The organism is Neisseria benedictiae (assembly GCF_958267435.1).
GTDB lineage: Bacteria > Pseudomonadota > Gammaproteobacteria > Burkholderiales > Neisseriaceae > Neisseria > Neisseria bergeri.
The window spans coordinates 104676-121375 of the sequence record NZ_CATQFV010000049.1; the positions used below are offsets into that span (position 1 = coordinate 104676).

Annotated in this window: 17 protein-coding genes and 2 pseudogenes; 12 read left to right on the plus strand and 7 right to left on the minus strand. The window is 52.3% G+C overall.

Annotated features, from left to right (window positions below; translation table 11 throughout):
* The first annotated feature begins 33 nt into the window (after window positions 1-33).
* The 5 genes from Q3O12_RS04950 to orn all read left to right on the plus strand — a co-directional run bounded on the left by Q3O12_RS04950 (window position 34) and on the right by orn (window position 3779).
* The gene (locus Q3O12_RS04950) at window positions 34-291 is read left to right on the plus strand and encodes an acetyl-CoA carboxylase (RefSeq protein ID WP_301669607.1); all 258 of its coding nucleotides are present in this window, start codon (window positions 34-36) and stop codon (window positions 289-291) included.
* Entirely contained in the window at window positions 273-734 is a 462-nt protein-coding gene (gene accB / locus Q3O12_RS04955) for an acetyl-CoA carboxylase biotin carboxyl carrier protein (protein ID WP_003687267.1), read from the plus strand. Before Q3O12_RS04950 ends, accB begins: the two co-directional genes overlap by 19 nt.
* 111 nt (window positions 735-845) lie before the next feature.
* Window positions 846-2207: an acetyl-CoA carboxylase biotin carboxylase subunit gene (gene accC, locus Q3O12_RS04960; RefSeq protein ID WP_301669608.1), complete on the plus strand. Its 1362-nt coding sequence runs from the start codon at window positions 846-848 to the stop codon at window positions 2205-2207.
* Between the two features lie 103 nt (window positions 2208-2310).
* The gene (gene prmA, locus Q3O12_RS04965; protein ID WP_301669609.1) at window positions 2311-3198 is read left to right on the plus strand and encodes a 50S ribosomal protein L11 methyltransferase; all 888 of its coding nucleotides are present in this window, start codon (window positions 2311-2313) and stop codon (window positions 3196-3198) included.
* 17 nt (window positions 3199-3215) lie between these two features.
* Complete coding sequence (orn, locus tag Q3O12_RS04970) at window positions 3216-3779, plus strand: oligoribonuclease (protein ID WP_118792868.1); 564 nt, start codon at window positions 3216-3218, stop codon at window positions 3777-3779.
* Between the two features lie 250 nt (window positions 3780-4029).
* Here the strand turns inward: orn and hemL are convergent, their stop codons facing one another.
* A complete protein-coding gene (gene hemL / locus Q3O12_RS04975; protein ID WP_301669610.1) occupies window positions 4030-5313 on the minus strand; it encodes a glutamate-1-semialdehyde 2,1-aminomutase in 1284 nt (427 codons plus the stop codon).
* A gap of 63 nt (window positions 5314-5376) precedes the next feature.
* A complete protein-coding gene (locus tag Q3O12_RS04980; protein ID WP_301669611.1) occupies window positions 5377-5790 on the minus strand; it encodes a glucosamine-fructose-6-phosphate aminotransferase in 414 nt (137 codons plus the stop codon).
* A 203-nt stretch (window positions 5791-5993) separates the two neighbouring features.
* Between Q3O12_RS04980 and miaB the strand changes: the two genes are divergently transcribed.
* On the plus strand, window positions 5994-7322 hold the full coding sequence (miaB, locus tag Q3O12_RS04985) for a tRNA (N6-isopentenyl adenosine(37)-C2)-methylthiotransferase MiaB (protein ID WP_107863833.1): 1329 nt from the start codon (window positions 5994-5996) through the stop codon (window positions 7320-7322).
* A gap of 173 nt (window positions 7323-7495) precedes the next feature.
* On the opposite strand, the gene Q3O12_RS04990 is transcribed toward miaB, so the two are convergent.
* From Q3O12_RS04990 to Q3O12_RS05000, 3 genes and pseudogenes are all read right to left on the minus strand, one after another.
* Complete coding sequence (locus Q3O12_RS04990) at window positions 7496-8962, minus strand: surface lipoprotein assembly modifier (protein ID WP_439794264.1); 1467 nt, start codon at window positions 8960-8962, stop codon at window positions 7496-7498.
* A 217-nt stretch (window positions 8963-9179) separates the two neighbouring features.
* Window positions 9180-11261: pseudogene (locus Q3O12_RS04995) on the minus strand (autotransporter outer membrane beta-barrel domain-containing protein); the annotation flags it as partial.
* A 418-nt stretch (window positions 11262-11679) separates the two neighbouring features.
* Window positions 11680-11925 (minus strand): hypothetical protein, encoded by a 246-nt coding sequence (locus Q3O12_RS05000; RefSeq protein ID WP_118847075.1) that lies wholly within the window; start codon window positions 11923-11925, stop codon window positions 11680-11682.
* Between the two features lie 111 nt (window positions 11926-12036).
* Here Q3O12_RS05000 and Q3O12_RS05005 point away from each other — a divergent pair, with 111 nt between their 5' ends.
* Window positions 12037-12465 (plus strand): CopD family protein, encoded by a 429-nt coding sequence (locus Q3O12_RS05005; RefSeq protein WP_079873751.1) that lies wholly within the window; start codon window positions 12037-12039, stop codon window positions 12463-12465.
* 11 nt (window positions 12466-12476) lie between these two features.
* Complete coding sequence (locus Q3O12_RS05010; protein WP_301669612.1) at window positions 12477-12953, plus strand: CYTH domain-containing protein; 477 nt, start codon at window positions 12477-12479, stop codon at window positions 12951-12953.
* A gap of 350 nt (window positions 12954-13303) precedes the next feature.
* Here the strand turns inward: Q3O12_RS05010 and Q3O12_RS05015 are convergent, their stop codons facing one another.
* Together Q3O12_RS05015 and aroG are read right to left on the minus strand one after the other, a co-directional pair.
* Window positions 13304-13792 carry a dihydrofolate reductase gene (locus tag Q3O12_RS05015; protein ID WP_025457694.1) on the minus strand — a complete coding sequence of 163 codons (489 nt, stop codon included), beginning with the start codon at window positions 13790-13792 and terminating at the stop codon, window positions 13304-13306.
* 67 nt (window positions 13793-13859) lie between these two features.
* Complete coding sequence (gene aroG, locus Q3O12_RS05020) at window positions 13860-14915, minus strand: 3-deoxy-7-phosphoheptulonate synthase AroG (protein WP_115119679.1); 1056 nt, start codon at window positions 14913-14915, stop codon at window positions 13860-13862.
* A 324-nt stretch (window positions 14916-15239) separates the two neighbouring features.
* Between aroG and Q3O12_RS05025 the strand changes: the two genes are divergently transcribed.
* The 4 genes and pseudogenes from Q3O12_RS05025 to Q3O12_RS05040 form a co-directional block, all read left to right on the plus strand.
* Entirely contained in the window at window positions 15240-15614 is a 375-nt protein-coding gene (locus tag Q3O12_RS05025) for a hypothetical protein (protein ID WP_301669613.1), read from the plus strand.
* Between the two features lie 13 nt (window positions 15615-15627).
* The gene (locus Q3O12_RS05030) at window positions 15628-15789 is read left to right on the plus strand and encodes a hypothetical protein (RefSeq protein ID WP_301669614.1); all 162 of its coding nucleotides are present in this window, start codon (window positions 15628-15630) and stop codon (window positions 15787-15789) included.
* Between the two features lie 48 nt (window positions 15790-15837).
* Window positions 15838-16095 carry a hypothetical protein gene (locus Q3O12_RS05035; protein ID WP_301669615.1) on the plus strand — a complete coding sequence of 86 codons (258 nt, stop codon included), beginning with the start codon at window positions 15838-15840 and terminating at the stop codon, window positions 16093-16095.
* A 427-nt stretch (window positions 16096-16522) separates the two neighbouring features.
* A pseudogene (locus Q3O12_RS05040) lies at window positions 16523-16700 on the plus strand (transposase); the annotation flags it as partial.

Here is a 16700-nt window from a genome sequence, read left to right on the forward strand (position 1 = left end):
ATTAGAATAAACACTCTTAACCCTGGGCATCTTGTGCGCAAAATCAAACTTCCTGCACATTTCCCCCAAAAACCGCCGTTTTTTGATATTTTACTGGACATTTGCCGACAACTTCGGGAAAATGGACACATTCTCACGGTCGTTTTCCACCACAGGAAAACCGTATCCGAACACCATTCCGCCCGGTTTGCGCCGTTGCCGCAAGTCGGCTGTTTTCTGAAAAACCAACGCAACAACCCGCCGGAAAACCGGCAGCCTTTAAAGGAACAGAAATGGATTTGCGCAAATTAAAAAAACTGATTGATTTGGTTGAAGAATCGGGCATCGCCGAAATCGAAGTAACCGAAGGCGAGGAAAAAGTCCGCATTACCCGTACCATTGCAGCTGCGGCAGCTCCCGTTTACGCCGCGCCCGTACCTGCCGCCGCGCCGGCCGTAACGCCTGCCGCCGCACCCGTTGCGGCATCCGCGCCCGCCGCCGCACCGGCCGCCCGCGATTTGTCCGACGCGCAAAAATCGCCTATGGTCGGCACGTTCTACCGCGCGCCCGGCCCGAATGCCGCCGCATTTGTCGAAGTCGGTCAACAGGTTAAAGCCGGCGACACGCTGTGCATCATCGAAGCGATGAAGCTGATGAACGAAATCGAAGCCGAAAAATCCGGCACGGTCAAAGAAATTTTGGTCGAAAACGGTACGCCCGTCGAATTCGGCGAACCGCTCTTCATTATCGGATAATCCTGTTTTCAGACGGCATAAACTTCCTATGCCGTCTGAAATGCTTTCCCCCTTCAGCGTTCCCGCACCCTTTTTTACGGACGGGTTGCCCGAACCACAGGAACAGTCATTATGCTGAAAAAAGTCCTTATCGCAAACCGGGGCGAAATCGCCTTGCGCGTGCTGCGCGCCTGCCGCGAAATGGGTATCGCCACCGTCGCCGTGCATTCCGAGGCCGACAAAGACAGTCTCCACGTCAAACTCGCCGACGAATCCGTGTGCATCGGCCCTGCCGCCTCCGCGCAAAGCTACCTCAACGTCCCCGCCCTTATCGCCGCCGCCGAAGTAAGCTGCGCGGACGCTGTCCACCCGGGCTACGGCTTCCTTGCCGAAAACGCCGATTTTGCCGAACAGGTTGAGCAGTCCGGCTTTACCTTTATCGGCCCGAAACCCGACACCATCCGCCTGATGGGCGACAAAGTTTCCGCCAAACACGCGATGATAGCGGCAGGCGTGCCCTGCGTTCCCGGCTCTGACGGCGCACTGCCCGACAATGATGCCGAAATCCTCAAAATCGCCGACAAAGTCGGTTATCCCGTCATTATCAAAGCCTCTGGCGGCGGCGGCGGGCGCGGTATGCGCGTCGTCGAGAAAAAAGAAGACCTCCTCCAATCTGTCGAAATGACCAAGGCAGAAGCAGGCGCGGCGTTCGGCAACCCGATGGTTTATATGGAACGCTACCTGCAACGTCCGCGCCACGTCGAAATCCAAGTGATTGCCGACGAACACGGCAACGCCGTCTACCTCGCCGAGCGCGACTGTTCAATGCAGCGCCGCCACCAGAAAGTCATCGAGGAAGCACCTGCCCCGTTCATCGATGAAGAGGCACGCAAAAAAATCGGCAAAGCCTGTGCCGACGCGTGCAAACGCATCGGCTATCGCGGCGCGGGTACGTTTGAATTCCTGTACGAAGACGGCGAATTCTTCTTTATCGAGATGAACACGCGCGTTCAGGTCGAGCATCCGGTTACCGAACTCATCACCGGCGTGGACATCGTACAAGAACAATTGCGTATCGCATCCGGCCTGCCGCTGCAATACAAACAGAAAGACATCAAAATCGAAGGCCACGCCTTCGAGTGCCGTATCAACGCCGAAGACCCGTACAACTTCATCCCCAGCCCGGGCCCGATTGAAAGCTGCCACCTGCCCGGCGGCTTCGGCATCCGCGTTGACAGCCACATCTACCAAGGCTACCGCATCCCTCCTTACTACGACAGCCTGATTGGCAAAATCTGCGTACACGGCAAAACGCGCGAACAGGCAATGGCAAAAATGCGCGTCGCCCTCGCCGAGCTGGCGATTACCGGCATCAAAACGAATACGCCGCTGCACCGCGACCTGTTCGCCGATGCGGGTTTCCAAGAAGGAGGCGTGAGCATTCATTATTTGGAACACTGGCTGGAAGAACGCAAAGCCAAACAGGACAAATAAACCGCCGCCGATATGCCGTCTGAAACCGCCCTTCCGCGTTCAGACGGCATTTCCCTTGCTCCGCCGTCTGAAACCGATTTCGATATTTCCAAGAAAGCCCTCTATGCCTTACCAACAAATCACCATCAACGTCAACGATGCCGTCGCCGAACGCCTCGCCGACACCCTGATGGAACACGGTGCACTCTCCGCCGCTATCGAAGATGCCTATGCAGGCACCGAAAACGAACAAGCCATCTTTGGCGAACCCGGTATGCCGACCGAACAAATCTGGCAGCAGAGCAAAGTCATCGCCCTGTTCGGCGAACACGACGAAGCCGCCTCCATCATCCAAACCGCCGCACAAGAATGCGGATTAAAAGACTTGGCATACACCGGTGAAACCCTCGAAGACCAAGACTGGGTACGCCTGACCCAAGCACAATTCGACCCCATCCAAATTTCCGAACGCCTGTGGATTACCCCCTCTTGGCACGAAGCCCCCGAAGACACTGCCGTCAACCTACGCCTCGATCCCGGCCTCGCCTTCGGAACCGGCAGCCACCCGACCACACGCCTCTGCCTCAAATGGTTGGATACACAACTCAAAAACGGCGAAAGCGTCCTCGACTACGGCTGCGGTTCAGGTATCCTGACCATCGCCGCCCTCAAACTCGGCGCAGGTTCTGCCGTCGGCGTCGATATTGACGAACAGGCCATCCGTGCCAGCAAGAACAACGCCGAACAAAACAACGTCGATGCACAATTCTTCCTGCCCGACGGCCTGCCTCAAGGGCAATTCGACGTAGTTGTCGCCAACATCCTCGCCAACCCTTTACGTATGCTCGGCGAAATGCTTGCCGCCCGCACCAAACAAGGCGGCCGCATCGTGTTATCCGGTTTGTTGGACGAACAAATCGAAGAACTCAGCGGCATTTACAGCCAATGGTTCGATCTCGATCCTGCGGAAACCGAAGAAGGATGGGCGCGATTGAGCGGGACAAAACGCTGACAAGCAAAGGAAACATCATGCAGGATAAAAACAACCTATGCTGGCTCGATATGGAAATGACGGGGCTGAATCCCGAAACCGACCGCATTATCGAAGTCGCGATGATTATTACCGACTCGGATTTGAATGTATTGGCGCAATCCGAAGTTTACGCCATCCACCAAAGTGACGAGCTGCTCGACAATATGGACGAGTGGAACACCGCCACACACGGCAGGACGGGGCTGACACAGCGCGTACGCGAATCGTCGCATACCGAAGCCGAAGTCGAACAGAAACTGCTGGACTTTATGTCGGAATGGGTACCCGAACGCGCCACGCCGATGTGCGGCAACTCCATCCACCAAGACCGGCGTTTTATGGTCAAATATATGCCGAAACTGGAAAACTACTTCCACTACCGCAACCTTGACGTTTCCACGCTCAAAGAGCTTGCCAAACGCTGGAATCCGCCCGTTGCCAAAAGCGTGGTCAAACGCGGTTCGCACAAGGCATTGGACGACATTTTGGAGAGCATCGAAGAAATGCGCCACTACCGCGAACACTTTCTAATTTCCGCCCCGAAAGCCGAAGCGCAATAAGAAACAAACAATGCCGTCTGAAACGCTGTTTGCATTTCAGACGGCATTTTTACAGCAGATTGAAATCAAAAATATACACGCCCGTCATTCCCGCGCAGGCGGGAATCCGGAAGGTCGGGCTTGCCGTTATTTTCAATCATTACAGAAACTGAAAGGTCTGGATTCCCGCCTGCGCGGGAATGACGGGCGTGTGCATTCTTACTTCAATCTGCCAAACAAATCGAACAAAAAAACCCTGTCCGTCAAAACATCATTCAGCCATCGCCTTGAACACTTCAACCGCAACCGCAACCGTTTCGTCAATCAGCTCGGGCGTATGCGCGGCGGAAACGAAACCTGCTTCATAAGCGGACGGGCCGAAGGCAATGCCGCGGTCGAGCATGCCGTGGAAGAAGCGTTTGAAAGCGTCGATATTGGAGCGCGCCATGTCGCCGTAGTTTTGCGGCGTATGGCTGGCAAAATACAGGCCGAACATACCGCCCACGCTGTCGGCGGTGAACTCGATACCGTGCGCTTTGGCGGCGGCGGCAATACCGTTGGCAAGGCGTTGTGTCAAAACGGTCAGGTTTTCATAGAAGCCTTCGCGCTGGATGATTTCCAGTGTTTTCAAGCCTGCGGCGACGGCAATCGGGTTGCCCGACAAGGTGCCTGCCTGATACACGCCGCCCAGCGGGGAAATACATTCCATGATGTCTTTACGGCCGCCGAACGCGGCAAGCGGCATACCGCCGCCGATGACTTTGCCCATCGTGGTCAGGTCGGGCGTGATGCCGTGCAAAGATTGCGCGCCGCCGAGCGCGACGCGGAAACCGGTCATCACTTCGTCGTAAATCAACACCGCGCCGTGTTTTTCGGTCAATCCGCGCAGGGCTTTGACAAAGGCTTCGGTCGGGCGGACAAGGTTCATATTTCCGACGAAAGGCTCCAAAATCACACAGGCAATGTCATTGCCGCTTTGAGCAAAGGCTTCTTCCAGTTGGGCGATATTGTTGTATTCGAGTACCAAAGTATGTTTGGTAAAGTCGGCAGGCACACCGGCGGAAGAAGGATTGCCAAACGTCAACAGACCGCTGCCTGCTTTCACCAACAGGCTGTCGGAATGGCCGTGGTAGCAGCCTTCAAATTTGATGATTTTGTCGCGGCCGGTAAAACCGCGTGCCAGACGGATGGCGGTCATGGTGGCTTCGGTACCGGAGCTGACAAGGCGCAGCCGTTCGACGGACGGCATGATTTTGGCGATTTCTTCAGCGATGACGATTTCGCCTTCGGTAGGCGCGCCGAACGATAAACCGCCTAACGCGGCTTCGCGCACGGCTTCGATGACTTCGGGGTGCGCGTGTCCGACAATCGCGGGCCCCCACGAACCGACATAGTCGGTGTAGCGCGTGCCGTTTTCGTCCCAAACATACGCGCCTTCGGCTTTTTTGATAAAGCGCGGCACGCCGCCGACGCTGCCGAATGCGCGGACGGGGGAATTCACGCCGCCGGGGATGATGGCTTTGGCGCGGTCGAATAAAATTTCGTTACGGTTCATATTTATCCTCAAATGCCGTCTGAACGGCAGGTTTCGGGCTTGGAAGCAGAAAGCCCCATTTTATCATTTTTCAGGTTGCGACAAGGATTTGCCCGCTTCTTTGCGGATGACGTCAACCGTATCCCGGATGACGGAACGCTCGTCTTTTTCCACTTTATGTGTAAAGCGGTAGTCCCGGACAACTCCCTCCCCGTCGTAATCCACACACCACTCCCAATGCCGGCGTTCTGATTTCATATAAATGAAATTGGTCGGCAAAAAATTATAAATCGGCAGGCTGACTTCATGATAGGCATAACAGCCGAAAGGATTGCGCTTCCCGAAACGTGCCTCTACCTCCGCCCGGGTCGTTTTGCCCTTAACAACCGTTTGTGCGATTCCCTCTTCCGTCTGATAACGCAGGAACTGATGTTCCCTGTCGCCGAAATTGCTGGTACACGCACACAGCAGCAATGCCGCCCATACAACTGGTCTCATATACATCTCCGTCAAATCAAACCTTCATTATACAGCCATCAAAACCGTATAAATTCATATTAAAAACAATATTCTGTTTACAAAACCCACATCGTGCTATAATCCGCACCGATTTTCAGACGGCACCGTCATGCCGTCTGAAATTTTTTCATTCCAACAACAATCAGCCCCGCAATTACGGCTGCCTGAGAAAGACACAAACCATGAAAAAAGTATTTATCCGTACCTTCGGTTGCCAAATGAACGAGTACGACAGCGAAAAAATGCTGTCCGTCCTTGCCGAAGAACACGGCGGCATCGAGCAGGTTACCCAGCCCGACGACGCCGACATCATCTTGTTCAACACCTGTTCCGTGCGTGAAAAAGCGCAAGAAAAAGTTTTCTCCGATTTGGGGCGTGTCCGTCCGCTCAAAGAAAAAAATCCCGACCTCATCATCGGCGTTGCCGGCTGCGTCGCCTCGCAAGAAGGCGAAAACATCGTCAAACGCGCGCCGTATGTGGACGTGGTTTTCGGCCCGCAAACGCTGCACCGCCTGCCCAAACTCATCGTCGATAAAGAAACCACCGGTCTCTCGCAAATCGATATTTCCTTCCCCGAAATCGAAAAATTCGACCACCTGCCGCCTGCGCGCGTAGAAGGCGGTTCGGCATTCATTTCCATTATGGAAGGCTGTTCCAAATACTGCTCTTACTGCGTCGTCCCTTACACCCGCGGCGAAGAATTCTCCCGCCCGCTCAACGACGTATTGACCGAGATTGCCGGTCTAGCGCAACAAGGCGTTAAAGAAATCAACCTCTTAGGCCAAAACGTCAACGCCTATCGCGGCGAAATGGAAAACGGCGAAATCTGCGACTTTGCCACCCTGCTGCGTATCGTCCACGAAATCCCCGGCATCGAACGCCTGCGCTTTACCACCAGCCATCCGCGCGAATTTACCGACGCGATTATCGAGTGCTACCGCGACCTGCCGAAGCTGGTTTCCCACCTGCACCTGCCGATTCAAAGCGGTTCCGACCGCGTATTGAGCGCGATGAAACGCGGCTACACCGCTTTGGAATACAAATCCATCATCCGCAAACTGCGTGCCATCCGCCCTGATTTATGCCTGAGCTCCGACTTTATCGTCGGCTTCCCCGGCGAGACCGAGCGCGAGTTCGAGCAAACCTTGAAACTGGTCAAAGATATTGCCTTCGACTTGAGCTTCGTCTTTATTTACAGTCCGCGCCCTGGCACGCCTGCCGCCAACCTGCACGACGACACGCCGCATGAAGAAAAAGTGCGCCGCCTCGAAGCTTTGAACGAAGTCATCGAAGCCGAAACCGCGCGCATCAACCAAACCATGGTCGGCACGGTACAACGCTGCCTGGTCGAAGGTATCTCCAAAAAAGACCCTGACCAACTGCAAGCCCGCACCGCCAACAACCGCGTGGTCAACTTTACCGGCACACCCGACATGATTAACCAAATGATCGATTTGGAAATCACCGAGGCCTACACCTTCTCCCTGCGCGGCAAAATTGTCGAAGCCTAAACCCTCACGCCGAAAAAATGCCGTCTGAAACGTTTCAGACGGCATTTTTCAGTCTTGCAGCGTACCGGTTCAATTGACAGCAGATTGAAATATAGTGGATTAACTTTAAACCAGTACGGCGTTGCCTCGCCTTGTCCTGATTTTTGTTAATCCACTATAGAACACGCCAAACATCAGAACGTTTTGTTAAACTCGACAAACACCCGATTTTTCTCGTATTCGTTAAACACATCGTTGCTCCACGTTTCGCGGTGCGACAGCGTCAGGCGCGGCGTGATGCCTTTGAAATGCAATGCCCGGTGCCAAAGGCTCAAAGATGTGTCCAATTCTTTATCCCTGCGCCTTTCCCCTTTAAAACCGCTGAAAAAGCCGGGTTTTTCATAATGCCGTTTCGCCGCGCCGAGGCGCAACAGCGAAGACAGGCCGCTGCCGCCCCATTCCTGCCCCCAGGCAAAGCGCAGGCCGTAACGGTTGAAATTGTCGCCACGGTCGGCGGGGTTGCGCTCGCGGTAAAAATCCAAACCGCCCGTCCAATATTGGCGCGCATTCCGGTAAAACACCAGCGAATTGGAAATTTGCAAATGGGTATTGTCGGAACGCGCCCGGCGCGTATTCTTCAAACGCCCCCACTCCGCCGAAGACAGCGTTTGCCATTTCGGGGTTTGCCAACGGTTGAAATAAAGGCGTGCGCCGTTGGCGTAAGAATAAGCGTCGTTGCCGTAGGTGCGGCGTTCGTGGAACACTGCCAGCCCGACATCTTTACGCCGATCGGCAAAACCGATGCCGCCGGAAACACCTGCCGTCATATCGTTGAATTTCTTATTCCCCGGATAAACCCTGCCGGACACGTCGCCGCCCGCCGTCGTGTACCAGCCGTTTTTCAGCGACCATTTTTTCTCCGCGCCGAGCCGGTAATTGACCGCCGTGCCGTCCACCTGTTTCGGGAAAGTCCAGTTGCCGTACTGCTGCTGTTTCGGAGCTTGGTTGATATTGTGTTCGCGGGTAACGCTGAAACCGCCGTTTACCTTCCACGCATCGCGTTCGCGCAATGCCTTGCGGTACAGCTCGACCTGCTCCATAAGCTGCGGCGGCAGGTTTTCTGCCTTCAGGCGGTCGAACTGGTCTGCCGCCGCCTCGTTCTGCCTGTCTTCAAACAATGCCGCCGCCAAACGCATACGGACGGCGGGCGCGTCGGGTTGGGCGGCAATCAATTCCCGGTAATGGGAAATCGCTTCTTTCACCCTACCGTCTGCCTGCGCCAAAATCCCTTGTGCATAAAGTGCCAGCATCTTATCCTGCTGCGCCTGTTGTAGGTAAATCGGCAAAATAACGCGGATACCGGCAATATTGTTTGAAACTACTGCGGAATACATCGCGCGGGACAGCAATTCGGGATTTTTCAGCAGGGTTTCTCCGTCAATCTGCAAAACTTTTCCTTTTTCCCGCACCTGCCCCGGTACCTTCTCCCTGTCGATCGGTTTGGCCTCCGCTTCATGAAGCCTGAACTCGGGACGGCTTCTCAAATCCGGTTCGCGCGGTGTTTCTTCGGCATATGCCGCGCTTGCCAATAAAGGCAGCAGCAGCATCCATCTGTTTCGTGCAGGCATAAATGTCTTCCCACAAAAATAAAAATAAAAAATAACCATTATCAACCAGCGGATTGTATCAGTTTTTTATGCCGCTGTTCCAAACCCTGCCGCCCGATACCGCGACAATGCCGTCTGAAGCCAGAATCGGGTTTCAGACGGCAGCAAAAAACCGGCGGTTTTCCGCCGGTTTCATCATTATGCGCTGCCCTTCGGGTCGGCAGGGTTCGGATTGGTGTGCCGCCTGTGCGTCAAAACATTTCCCGACGCATCAAAACAGCCATTTGAGCGACAATGCGGCTTCTTTGTCGCCGTCCGTCCTTTTGCCGTATCCGATGCGTGCGGACATATGGCCTTTCCAACCGGCTTCAATGCCGAACCGCCCTTCGAGTGCCGTCCTGCCTGCCAGCGTCTGTTTTTCGCCGTCCATTTCCACGCCGAAAGATTTTGACCTGTGCAAAACATTAAAAGCGGCAAAAGGCTGAAGATTGACACCATTACGCAAAGCAAAACGGGTTTTTGCCCGAATGCCGGCGCGGCTTTGCCACTGACCGCTGCCGAGCAGTCCGACCGCCGTCCCCTCGCTGTCGGTAAAGCCGCCGTTTACGCCCAAGTAGGTAAACTGCGCCTGCGGTTGCAGGTAAAACCGCACATTATTGCCTTTTCCGACAACGCCTTCCGCCACAAGCGCGTTGTAGCCGCCTTCGACAGAAGCCGTCCAACCTTTGGTTTTGTAGCGTTCCGCACGGTTTTCATCATTGATGCGATGTTTGAAACGTTGGTATTGCAACCAGCCGTCCAAATACGCACCCGTTTGTTTATCGCGCAACTGATGCCACGCAGCATAAACACCCCCGCCATAACCATGCAAATAACTGCCTGCCGCACCGCCTTTGCCGTTGACTGATGCGTGCTGGCCGACCCTGCCGCCCATCACGCCGATTGCCAGCCGACTGCCTTCATTTTGCCGTACAAACACCTCGCCGCCGATTTGCACGCCTTTGCGCCGCCCGTCCGCAGCCGCGCCGCCCCGTATATTTTGATTCGACCGGCCGCCGATGAAGCGCAGCCACAATTTTTGACGGGACGGATCGGCGGCATACACGTCGTCGCCCCTGTCGGCGGCACGCAGCCCAAACAAAGTATTTGCCGCATAAGCCTGTTGGGCATATAAAACCGCTTCCGCCTCGGGGATAGCCAAACGCTGCACACCCAAGCAAAATCCGCCTTCGCATTGCTTGAGCAATAATTCGTACAGTCCCAGCCGGTAATTTTGTTTAAACGCAAACGAATTAGGGTCTGCCTTTTCCGCCGCAATCAGTTTGCGCCCGTCGAGCGTTTTCAGATTTTCCGGCCGGCGTTCCAAAACCACGCCGGATTGTCCGCTGACTTTGTCTTCAAAGGTCAGGGCGGGTTTGTCCGACTCCCGCACGTCGTAGCCGAACAGGAAATCCGCGCCGCCCTGATACGCTTTATGGACGGTCAGTTTTTCATCTTTCGTGTTCAGGCGGATGCGGGCATTATCGGAAGTTTCCAGCATATGGATGTCGGAATGGCGGCGCGGTTCCCAAAGGGAATCTTTCAGCGTCATCTTGGTCAGTTCCAACACCTGTCCGGCGACGTGGGATTTGTTTTCGATTTTGACGTGCAGTGTTTTATTGAAGATGTTGTTGAGACTAGTCTGTGATGTATTACTATGAGGAGTGAGTACGGAATCTTCTACCAATTTATTAATTAAATCGGGCATCGTCTGTTTGAGCGTACTAAATTTTGTTCCAAACTGTGCTATATACGCCTCCTCAGTCCGTTTTTTATTTTCTGCCCAAGCTTCCGGTCTTGTTTTGTATAAATCCTGTAATTGACTTTTAACCGCCTGCTTTAAATCAGCCCCATACTTCTCTGTAATATATTTTTTGACAACGGGCATATTATCGACGGCGAGGATGCCGCTATTGTAGTTTTTACCTTGGATGTTGATTTCGTCATACCCATATTCGGATGAATTTTGATCGGTTTTACCGCTTGAGAAATAATGGGAAGTGCCGGGTTTCGGCTTGTCTGAAAATGAAAAATCGGCATCGTCGCCGATTTCGGTAGAACGAGTATTTGAACCAAGCTGAGCTCTGAACATACCGAAGCAATCAAAAGATATGCTGCACGAGCCGCGCCAAACGTGGGAATTTCTGTTTTCCGCATCCTTCAAGATAAATTGGTTACTAATCTCGGCTTCTTTGACGGGATCGTACGCATCCGCACCCCAAGCATATGGCGTGCAAAACAGCGATAAAACAGATAATGTTAATAGATTAACCCGACCGCTTGCTTGCTTGCTTGCTTGCTTGCTTGCTTGCTTTCAGTGTCATGAGAAATTTTCCTTTGTCAAGTGTTAAAATTATAATGATTATATACTACATTACACTACATCGCAATGAAAAATCAGGAAAAACAAAAAACCTCTCCGCCGTCATTCCCGCGAAAGTGGGAATCTAGAATTTCAATGCTGCAAGAATTTATCGGGGATGGCCGGGGTTTGAAGGTCTGGATTCCCGCCTGCGCGGGAATGACGATTTAGAAATCACCCGAAACGAGAAAAAGAACCGAAACCGGACAAGTCGGATTCCCGCACGGGTGGGAATGACGGCTCAAAAGTTACGAAAAGAAAAATAACCGAAACAGACAAGTCGGATTCCCGAGCAGGCGGGAATGACGATAAGCATAATTTCAATCTGCCATATTGTCTTTTCACTTGCCTGAAAACAGATTTCAGCCGCCTATCCCTGCATCCGGCGGCTGATGTAGTCGGCAATCAAATCCCGCTTGTCCCAAAAAAACTTCTGCATTTTTTGTTCGGAATACAGTTTGCGTACCAGAGTGGGCAGACCGCTGTGGACGATGGAGGCGATTTCTTTGTTGCCTTCTTCTTCCTGCATTGCCGTCTGAAAATCCATACCCCTGCCTTTCAGATATTCTGCAAGGCGGTTGCGGATGTGGGAATTGAGTTCGATGGATTTGAGCATTTTGCCTCCGTTTTGCGGTAAGGATTTATTCGATTTGTTTATCCGCCTGATTTTATCACGTTTCCCAAGCGGTTTGCCTGTACAATACCGCTTTTCGGCAGGGTGTGGGCGATGATGTTTTCTTGGTTCAAGCTGTTTCACTTGTTTTTTGTCATTTCGTGGTTTGCAGGGCTGTTTTACCTGCCGAGGATTTTCGTCAATATGGCGATGATTGATGCGCCGCGCGGCAATCCGGAGTATGTGCGCCTGTCGGGGATGGCGGTGCGGTTGTACCGTTTTATGTCGCCTTTGGGCTTCGGCGCGGTCGTGTTCGGCGCGGCGATACCGTTTGCCGCCGGCTGGTGGGGCAGCGGCTGGGTACACGTCAAACTGTGTTTGGGCTTGATGCTTTTGGCTTACCAGTTGTATTGCGGCGTGCTGCTGCGTCGTTTTCAGAATTACAGCAATACTTTCTCACACCGCTGGTATCGCGTATTTAACGAAATCCCCGTGCTGCTGATGGTTGCCGCGCTGTATCTGGTCGTGTTCAAACCGTTTTGACGGAGTGCCTTATGACGGTAGAAATCGAACGCCGCTTTTTGATTGAAAACGACAAATGGCATCAATACGCCGATGAGCCGCTGCTCTTGAAACAGGCTTATCTTTCTGTCGAGAAAGAACGTACCGTCCGTGTCCGTATTGTCGGACAACAGGCGTGGCTGACACTGAAAGGCTATATTTCGGAACTCAGCCGCAGTGAGTTCGAATACGAAATCCCGCTTGCCGATGCGGAAAAGATGATGGAAACGATGTGCCCGTTTAAGATGGAAAAATGGCGATATCCGGTCAAATGGGGCGGCAGCCTGTTTGAAGTCGATGTTTTCCTTGGCGAAAACGCGCCTTTGGTCGTCGCGGAAATCGAGTTGCCCGACGAGAATGCCGATTTTGACCGTCCGGACTGGCTGGGACGGGAAATCACTTCAGACGGCATGTTTACCAATGCCTATTTGAGCAGGCATCCATTCTCAAGCTGGAAAAATGCCGTCTGAAACGGCTTCAGACGGCATTCTCCGACAACCATCGCAAATCCAAAGACAGCCTCTATATCCTTATTTCTGCTTTCTTTGTTCCATTATTCCCAATAAATCCCCATAACCTAAAATCTCGTCATTCCCGCGCAGGCGGGAATCCGGTTCTTTAAACTTCGGTTTTTTCCGATAAATTTCTTTAGCTTTTCGTTTCCGGATTCCCGCTTTTGCGGGAATGACGATGGAAAGATTGTTGTTATTTCGGATAAATTACCCTAACTTTAAAATCCCGGATTCCCATCTTCGGGGGAATAACAATATTTTCTATTTCAGCCCATCATTTGCGGGGGATTTTATAGAGAGTTTATATTTCAATATCTCAAATAATGCACAAAAGCATAGCTCGTGCCTTTGCTGCTGACACGGCGTTCCGTCCGCTCTGCTTCTTTCCAATGCGTCCGGTCTATTTCGGGGAAAAACGCATCTCCTTCCACCGACAAATCCACTTCGGTTATCCGCAAATCGGTCGCCAACGGCATCGCTTGTGCGTATATCTGCGCGCCGCCCATAATGACGGCTTCTTCCGCGCCGGCACACAATGCCAATGCAGCCTCCAAACTTGCCGCCGTTTCCGCGCCTGCCGCGCAATAATCCGCCTGCCGGCTGATGACGATGTTCCTCCGTCCGGGCAGGGGTTTGACGGGCAGGGATTCCCACGTTTTCCGCCCCATAATGACGGGTTTGCCCAAGGTATAGGCTTTGAAAAATGCGAAATCTTCGGGAATGTGCCAAGGCATCGCATTGCCCGCCCCGATGCACAGGTTTTCCGCACACGCCGCAATTAGGGTTATTTTGAGCATATTTCCTCCACAAAAATGCCGTCTGAACGCTTCAGACGGCATTTTATGACATTCTGCGTCAAAAATCTCAACCGGCGCGCGCCATACGTTTTTTGTTTGCACCTGCCAACAATGCCAACAGTTCTTCAGTCGCGTCCCAACCAATACACGCATCGGTAATGCTTTTGCCGTACACTTCCGGCTTGTCCTGCCTGCCTTCGACCAAATGGCTTTCCACCATCACGCCCATAATATTGCCGCCGTCCTGTTCCAATTGGGCGGCAATGTCTTGCGCCACTTCCATCTGCCGGGTGTAATCCTTGCGGCTGTTGGCGTGGCTGCAATCAATCATCAGCTTGTCGGTTACGCCTGCCGCACGCAGTTGTTCCGCCGCCTCACTGACGTGTTCCGCATCATAATTCGGCTCTTTGCCGCCGCGCAAAATGACATGACAGTCGGGATTGCCGCCGGTATGGACAATGGCGGAATGCCCGGCCTTGGTTACAGACAAGAAATGATGCGAATGGCTCGCCGCACCGATTGCGTCAATGGCAATCTTCAAATTGCCATCCGTACCGTTTTTAAAGCCGACGGGGCAGGACAGCCCGCTTGCCAATTCGCGGTGAACTTGGCTTTCGGTCGTCCGCGCGCCGATTGCCCCCCAAGAAATCAAGTCCGCATAATATTGCGGCGTAATCATATCCAAAAACTCGGTAGAGGCAGGCATACCCATATTGTTCAACGACAACAACAGGCTGCGCGCCTGACGCAAACCGAAATTGATATCGAATGTACCGTCCAAATGCGGGTCGTTAATCAAGCCCTTCCAACCCACCGTCGTCCTCGGCTTCTCGAAATAAACGCGCATCACAATCAAAAGCTCGTTTTTATACTGATTGCGGAGTTTCAACAAACGCTCCGCATATTCCAACGCCGCTTTCGGATCGTGAATCGAACACGGCCCGATAATGACCAACAGCCGCTTGTCCCTGCCGTGGACCAAATCGGAAATTTCCTGACGGGTGCGGTGAACCAAGCCCGAAGCTTCTTTGGAAATCGGCAACTCGTAAAGATGGGCAATCGGCGGCAACAACTCTTTAACTTCTTTAATCTTAATATCGTCTGTGGGGTAATGATGTGTCATCTTGCATCTTTCCTGATGGGTTTTTATACGCGGCTTAGATTACATCGTTTACCTTGCACAAACAAGTGCAACATATTACTACAAAGCTATTTTATTTCAAAATAACTGATATATCTTTTTTCATAGATTTTAAATTTCATATTTTTAATATTTTAGGAATTTTATTTCAAAGAAAAAGAAATAGATTGATAAAAACAATACCCGTCATTCATTCGGACAAAACCGCACGGAACATCCGTTTTCCCGTTTCCACGACAATCTGGTACAGGACACCCCGCTGCCGATTCCGCCTGCACATCCGGCAAAATTTCATACGCAAGGAAAATGTTGAAAACAAAAAGAACTAATTGCTTGAAAAAAGATTTAATTGAAATGCGGGTATTTCCCACACTTTTTCCATTTATTTATCCTCATTATAAAAACATGAAAAAAACCCTGCTTGCACTCTCACTTGCAGCCGTGTCCGCCGTTACGGTAGCCGATATTCCCGAGTCTAACGGCAAAAGCGAATACAAAGTCTTTGCCGCTTATGTTAAAGGCAAAGCCACTACCGGCAATTTGAAAGAAAAACAACGCACACCGTCCATCGGCTTTTGTTCAACAAACGCCACAGTATGCGTTTTGAGACAGAGTACGCCCGAAGCAAAAACGATGCAGACGACAAAAGAGGGAATGCACACATCGCTAACGGCGCAATAGGCAAAACGGCTCCGTGTATGCCGGTTATACCTACACCCAACCGGTCGGCGAATCCACACGTTTCCGTGGCGGTGTCGGTCTAGAGCGCGTCCAAGTTAAACGTTATCTGGGAGAAAAGTGCTGCGGCTACGCCTGTCCCAAAAAGCGAACGCCTCCCCCAGCAAGCAGATGGTAAAATCCGTCAAAACCTTGGCGAAGGCTGGTTTCTGAAGCCATAAGCGGGGTGGCTGTCTATCTCCGCAACAAAAACAAAATAGCAATTGCCTCCCAAGATGCCAACCTAAACTCCAAAGGCCGGTTCGTCAGCAACGGGCTGAATATGGGCAAACAACTGACCGGCAGTCTCGGCGTAGAGTTTGACCCATACTACCGCCACCGCGCAATCCGCAAGTCTGCCGAATTTGTCTCGAATACTACCAAAACCAAAACAGACAGCGAAGAGTTTAACGAGTACGGCTTCCGCGTAGCCGCAACATTCTAAAACGCTTGTGTGAATAGGAAGACTGCAAAATATTGCTGCCTTTTTCTGTTTGCTTTGAATAAATCGAAAATGCCGTCTGAAACCGATTTTCAGACGGCATTTGCCCCTTAAAACACGTTTTTTCAAGCGCAACCATACCAAACACCCACAGGTTGCCTTCCACCCTTCGTACAACCTTTGCTCCATCAAACACCCGCTTCCCAAATACTGATGTCTGCTTGGGTTGAATCGGCATTCGTGCGATTACGGCGCACCGCCTAATCTGTACCTGCATCTGTTGCGCCCAATACCAAAGGCTACCTGAAAATCTCCCAAACTTTTCAGGTAGCCTAAGACCTTTGCAAAATTCCCCAAAATCCCCTAAATTCCCACCAAGACATTTAGGGGATTTCTCACGAGCACCTTCTTCCGGCAAACTGCACAAGCCATGATTGCCAAACACATCAGCCGCTTCCCACTATTGAAATTGGATCAGGTGATTGATTGGCAACCGATCGAATAATACCTGAACCGTCAAAGAACCCGTTACCTTAGAGACCACCGCGGCCGTCCCGCCTATCCCCTGTTGTCCATGTTCAAAGCCGTCCTACTCGGACAATGGCACA

Bases quoted from the DNA above. Each gene is read 5' to 3' on its own strand.
- accB (WP_003687267.1), top strand. From the start codon at position 273: ATGGATTTGCGCAAATTAAAAAAACTGATTGATTTGGTTGAAGAATCG.
- accC (WP_301669608.1), top strand. From the start codon at position 846: ATGCTGAAAAAAGTCCTTATCGCAAACCGGGGCGAAATCGCCTTGCGC.
- prmA (WP_301669609.1), top strand. From the start codon at position 2,311: ATGCCTTACCAACAAATCACCATCAACGTCAACGATGCCGTCGCCGAA.
- orn (WP_118792868.1), top strand. From the start codon at position 3,216: ATGCAGGATAAAAACAACCTATGCTGGCTCGATATGGAAATGACGGGG.
- hemL (WP_301669610.1), bottom strand. From the start codon at position 5,313: ATGAACCGTAACGAAATTTTATTCGACCGCGCCAAAGCCATCATCCCC.
- Q3O12_RS04980 (WP_301669611.1), bottom strand. From the start codon at position 5,790: ATGAGACCAGTTGTATGGGCGGCATTGCTGCTGTGTGCGTGTACCAGC.
- miaB (WP_107863833.1), top strand. From the start codon at position 5,994: ATGAAAAAAGTATTTATCCGTACCTTCGGTTGCCAAATGAACGAGTAC.
- Q3O12_RS05000 (WP_118847075.1), bottom strand. From the start codon at position 11,925: ATGCTCAAATCCATCGAACTCAATTCCCACATCCGCAACCGCCTTGCA.
- Q3O12_RS05005 (WP_079873751.1), top strand. From the start codon at position 12,037: ATGATGTTTTCTTGGTTCAAGCTGTTTCACTTGTTTTTTGTCATTTCG.
- Q3O12_RS05010 (WP_301669612.1), top strand. From the start codon at position 12,477: ATGACGGTAGAAATCGAACGCCGCTTTTTGATTGAAAACGACAAATGG.
- Q3O12_RS05015 (WP_025457694.1), bottom strand. From the start codon at position 13,792: ATGCTCAAAATAACCCTAATTGCGGCGTGTGCGGAAAACCTGTGCATC.
- aroG (WP_115119679.1), bottom strand. From the start codon at position 14,915: ATGACACATCATTACCCCACAGACGATATTAAGATTAAAGAAGTTAAA.
- Q3O12_RS05025 (WP_301669613.1), top strand. From the start codon at position 15,240: ATGTTGAAAACAAAAAGAACTAATTGCTTGAAAAAAGATTTAATTGAA.